The organism is Hyella patelloides LEGE 07179 (assembly GCF_900659865.1).
Taxonomy (GTDB): domain Bacteria; phylum Cyanobacteriota; class Cyanobacteriia; order Cyanobacteriales; family Xenococcaceae; genus Hyella; species Hyella patelloides.
The window spans coordinates 1-5,477 of sequence record NZ_LR214129.1 but is presented as its reverse complement, the minus strand read 5'-3'; the positions used below and the strand labels follow the sequence as shown (position 1 = coordinate 5,477).

4 protein-coding genes are annotated in these 5,477 nt (G+C 39.9%); all 4 read right to left on the bottom strand.

The window, feature by feature from the left end; translation table 11 throughout:
• A partial coding sequence (locus H1P_RS30470) for a formylglycine-generating enzyme family protein (protein WP_144874811.1) occupies window positions 1-1,659 on the bottom strand: 1,659 nt, incomplete at its 3' end.
• 276 nt (window positions 1,660-1,935) lie between these two features.
• On the bottom strand, window positions 1,936-3,039 hold the full coding sequence (locus H1P_RS30465) for a hypothetical protein (protein ID WP_144874809.1): 1,104 nt from the start codon (window positions 3,037-3,039) through the stop codon (window positions 1,936-1,938).
• A complete protein-coding gene (locus tag H1P_RS30460) occupies window positions 3,032-4,066 on the bottom strand; it encodes an AAA family ATPase (RefSeq protein WP_144874807.1) in 1,035 nt (344 codons plus the stop codon). The genes H1P_RS30465 and H1P_RS30460 overlap by 8 nt, the downstream gene beginning before the upstream one ends.
• Window positions 4,063-5,229 carry a hypothetical protein gene (locus H1P_RS30455; RefSeq protein WP_144874805.1) on the bottom strand — a complete coding sequence of 389 codons (1,167 nt, stop codon included), beginning with the start codon at window positions 5,227-5,229 and terminating at the stop codon, window positions 4,063-4,065. The genes H1P_RS30460 and H1P_RS30455 overlap by 4 nt, the downstream gene beginning before the upstream one ends.
• Window positions 5,230-5,477: the final 248 nt, after the last annotated feature.

Genomic DNA, 5,477 nt, shown 5'->3' with positions numbered 1-5,477 from the left:
CCGAAAACCGTTATTGAGGTTGTGGTAGACGCGCCTATAGAAGGTGAGGCGGGAAGCGGAACGGCAGTCTACTGGGTGATTGAGCCAGGAACCGCCCCGCAATGGTGAATATACGAAATTTTTATCATTTTTGCTAGAATATGACTCATTTTCAGTATTGACATTTTCTTCTTCATTATCATCAATCCAAGCACTCCCATCAGTGGGCGCACCTTCGTAATTATCATGCCACTCATCCGCGCACCATTCCCAAACATTTCCGTGCATATCGTATAAACCAAAGGCATTAGGCGGAAATTGACCAACAAGAGTAGTTTCTCCCCGCCTTTTTCCTTTTGGTTCATCAGCATAAGTTTCCTTCGTATTGTAATTTGCTAACTCACTGGTAATTGTCTCGCCAAAATGAAAAGGTTGGTTATATTTCTCATTCCATTCTTCTACTGTCAACTCCCCACTGGTCACTGATAACTGGTCACTGATAACTGACCTACAAGCATATTCCCATTCCGCTTCACTGGGTAAACGATATTCTTTTCCTGTTTGTCTTGATAACCTCTGGCAAAATTCTACTGCATCGTACCAAGAAACTGTCTCTACAGGAAGCTTATCACCTTTGAACTCAGAAGGGTCAGGTTTGAGGTTGCGTTCGACTTTGGGCAAAGATGCGATTTCTCTCCACTGTGCTTGAGTAACGGGATACTTGCCCATGAAAAAGGATGGGACACTTACTTCGTGTTGGGGTTTTTCGTTGTCACTTCCTTCCCCTTCTGGCGAACCCATCATAAATCTACCCCTAGGAATGGCAACCATATCCAAAGTGACACCATTTCCTAAGTTTTCGGTGAAGTATCTAGCTTGTTTGGATTCTCGTTGAATGATTTCCCCGCGACGGTTGACGGTGACGGTTTCAAATTCAAATATCTGTAAATTATCATCTTCGGGTTGGGGAATTTTAAATTGTACTTCCCCTATCTGTAAATACTCCCCATGTTCTTGACGCAACTGGGCAAATTTCTCCTCCGCTTCTTCCGTATCTCCTTGGGCTTGAGCCTCCCAACCACGGGAAAGCACTAACAAAGGCTCAAAGCCAGCTTCAATTAATGGATCTACATCAGCATAGGTTTCTAGATACGGAGTTAATCTTACCAAATCGTTACTATTTTGCTTTTCCAGTGCTTCCTTGAGCTTCTCGGCAATCTTATTAACTGCTTCTTCTGGTTTAACATAAGCCAAAGCAGTCCAGTGGGGGGCTGCACCCAAATCTTCGTCAGCACGATAATTAGTTTTTAACTTCTCGCTAATATAAGTAACCATAAAATCCGATAATTCCCGTAATCGCTTTTCTCCGAAATTTTGTTTTAAGATAACGAGTAACTCGTGGCGTACTTCTGGTTGAAATTCATAAAGTTCAAAACCTACAGGATCGCAGAGGAAGAGTAAAATATCATTAACCGCAATCCAAGGGGCTTTATCTTTTACTTTGGGTGGAAAGTTTTCCCGCAGACAGTACAAAAGCTCTGGTGTCAGTGCTAGGGGGAAAGCAGCGTGACAAGCTAAATCAAGGTGAGCTTTACCAAAGCGATTAGCAAAGCTTTTTAACTGTGGATGGGTAAATTCCTTTTCAAGTACCCAAGCAAAATTATTTGTATATTCGCCCATTCACTATTGCCTCTTGCCTCTTGCCTTATGCGCGATGCGGAGCGAGTCCTTTAGGAAAGCGGTATCCTTTAGGACTTGCCTATCTCAATTATCTAATTATAGTGATTCCAAATAAAAACCTGATACTTGACTGTTCCCTGTTCCGACGCGACGTTAGGAGCTAATCCTTTAGGGCTGTTCCCTGTTCCCTGTTCCCTCGAACCATTAAACTTAATGTAAGGAAATTAATTGGAACGACTATAATTTTGCATAACTACTTATCTGTTTGGGATACATTCATTTTTTAAGAAATCGCACAGCGTCTTTAAGTCCTCGGTAATCCAGTTCAAACATTTGCACCAGTTGGGAGAATTGGGAAATTTCCTTAGCACTATTATATTTATCTTCCCAGCGTTCCCATGGCATGGGATTGAGCCAAGCGATATGACGAACGTAAGGGGTAAGTTGCTCTAAAAATTCTTCTGTAAGTTTAATGCGCTTCTCATTCATTCCACCACGAGCAGCACCCCCATCACTAATAATTACCACAACAGTACGATTGCGATGTAATTTTGGTAATATTTCCTTAATTTCTTGAGCATCTGGACGACGGGGATGGAGATAAAGATAATCTCTAGGACAGTTACGAAAATAATAAATATCTGTTTTCCCTAAACGACTTCCTTGCAAAGTTGCCACTATTCTCTCGTAAAAGAGACGAAAAGGAATCATTGAGTTTGATACATCAATTAACAGCAGCATCTCTAACCGATTAACGCGATTAGGTATGAGTACGGGTTTGAGGAAAACCCCATCTTCTATAATCCGCTTAACAGTTGCTTCTATGTCTATCTCCGTTAATGCTCCTTCTCGAATCGGACGACGTAAATAACGCCAATTTTGCTCAATTTGTCGCGGAGTTGCGGGAAAGTCTTGGGGGATTAATCGATAACGTTTGTTTTCATCGAAAGGTTTTTCTGGAAGCAGTCTTCCTCGAATTGCTGTAGGAACTTGTGAATAATTCGGCGAGTCAGGTTTCTTCGGTTTTGCAGTTGGCTTTTCTGGAGTTTTTGAAGTTTTTTGAGTGGAAGTAGAGGTGCTTTTTTGCTCTCCTTCTGTTTTAGTATCCCTTGGCTCTTGTTTTTCTTCAGGTTCTAAATCCTCAGAAGATTCTTCAAAGTACTGCTCAAAACATTTTTCAAATCTTTCTACTTGTGGCGAAGATTTTGATTTGACCCACAATAAGCGACAAACTTGTTTTAACTCATCACGGCTACTAACACCAAATCCCCCCCGCAACGCTTGCAGAAGCATATGATACTGGTCAATAGTCAGAGGTAAACCTGCTGAGTCCCGCATCAAGATAAACAAATCAAATAGAGGTGGTTGAGATTTACTCAATATCCTCCTCCTCTTCCTCTTGCTCTTCCTCCTCCCAATCATTATTGTTTTGGTATGTTTCCAGGTCTTCTTTAGTTTTCAGTAATGCTCCCAAAAGCGGTTTATTCTGAGGAAGATTCTTAATAATTTCCCAAGCTTTTTGCGGATAACGTTTCAGCCAGCGTATCCAATCAAGTAATTCGCTAGTACTAGCTTTTTTCCCATCTCTTCTACTGCTTGCATTTTCCCGTAGGTCGAGAAATCTATTCACAGCCTCTTCTACTAAATCTTGTTCTAAAGAATCAGGAAAGTGAGCCTTAACAATTTTAATTAAATCATCGTAACTAGGAAATTCAATATAGTAAAAAATGCACCGTCGCAGAAAAGCATCAGGTAATTCTTTCTCTTCATTGCTGGTAATAATTACAATCGGCGGTTGCTTTGCTTCTATGCTCTCACCTGTTTCTGTGATTTGAAAACACTGTTGGTCTAGTTCTTGTAACAAATCATTAGGAAAGTCAATGTCAGCTTTATCAATTTCATCAATGAGAACTATCGGACGGTGATTTGCTTCTCTAAACGCATTACCCAAAGCTCCCCAGGTTATATAAGAAGATGGATCTGTTAGCCTTGCAAAAAGTTTTTCCTTTTCTTCTTCTCCCAGATACGTTTTATTAGAATCTGTACCAACTAACTGAGCATCACGCAAACGTCCCACAGCATCATAAGTATACAAACCTTCCTTAGCGCGGGTAATCGATTTGATACTCCAGGCGAAATAAGGGTACTCTTTACCTTTCAATTCATCTTGCAAACGCTGACCAAATTCATGAGCAATGGCACTAGCAAGCAAAGTTTTACCGCATCCAGGTTCACCCTGAAGTAGCAAAGGTCGTTGGAGATAAATTGCTAGATTTACGGCTTTTACCAGTTCTTGACTAGGTAAATAAGGATATAGTCCCCGTTTGATAAGATTAGTATTTTGACTATCTGGCTTTGGTTGGTACTTTTGTTCGCCCGTGTATTCTAGTAAGTTGCTATTACTCATAATGCTAATTTTGAAGCTATATCTGTATCCCATTCCAACTCAAAGCACTCACAAATTTGTTTGAGAACAAACATGGGAGTATGATCTCCTTCGATAATGTTTTGCATTACACTTTCTATATTCTCTGAGCTTTTCCATAATCCCGATAGCACTTGATGGTTGACTCCAACCCAATCGTTAATCATAACTTCATTAAAAGGTTCTAATTCTGGCAATTCTAAAGGAATATAAGGTTGGTTGCTATCTGCATTTCGTAATAAACCTAGAGATGCTTTTTCTAGCTTAGATTTCGAGTTTGTATAGTCAATCAGAAACAGTAATAATCTATAAGGACGTTGAGGACTTTGAGACGGTTGAGTATTATTTACTCTACTAACTAAAGGCTGCCAAAACTGTTGCATAAAGATGGTTAGATTCTGACCTGCAATATAACTGACATCATGAATCGCTAAAATTACTGTACTTTTTTGCCAATGTTGGTAGAGTCCTTCCACAATATCTTGAGGCTCAGTAGAAGTACCCAGTTCACCCGCGAGACTCTGCCAAATATTCTCGATATTTCTTCTATGGGCTTTAATGTGAATTGATTTCTGCCAAGCCTCTGAATGATAAGGGACTTTATACCTCATTTGGTTCACTAACCAACGTTGACCAAAATCAGGTTTACCGTGAATTAAAAAAGTTGCTGCTGGTCTAACTTGGGTAATGGTGTTTTGGAATGACTGTTTTTGTTTAAAGTAGTTTAATTCTCCCAAAGCACCTGTGAATTCTTCATACTTGTTGGGTGCAGTTGGAGGCTGTTTTCGCCGAGATGATTTTGCTTGTGTGTCCGCTACATTGAAATCATCATCACCTAAATCTCTTCTGAGAAAGGAAAATAGCTTATCGAGAGAACTAAAAGTTAATGGTTCACACTGACCTGCTGGCTTTAATCCTGTTGGGCATAATATCTTGCTAACCACATTACGGTCGATTCCAACTTCCTGAGCTATAGCTGAAATAATATAATTACCATTTGATTGTCGATAGTAGTTATCCCGATCATCTGGATCGCATTTTTTCGGTTTTTTCTCTAAATCCTCCAAAGCTGACTGAAGCTTGTCTCTACCAGTAGCAGTTAATACACAGCTTTTCTTGCTCTTATCCTTGCTCTTCTCGCTCACAGACTTTTGCACATTTAAATCTAAGATGCTGATGATCGGCAATATACATAAAAAAGATCGGCACTAAATTTCATCATACAGCAAAATCCCAAAAACTTTACTGGCAAAGACTTTGAACCACGGCGAAAAAAAAACGTGTGCTGATGATCGGCAGAAATTTAATCTGCACTCTAATTTTAGAGAACAGTAAAATCCCAAAAACTTTACTGGCAAAGACTTTGAACCACTTTTGAACCAAGGCGAAAAAA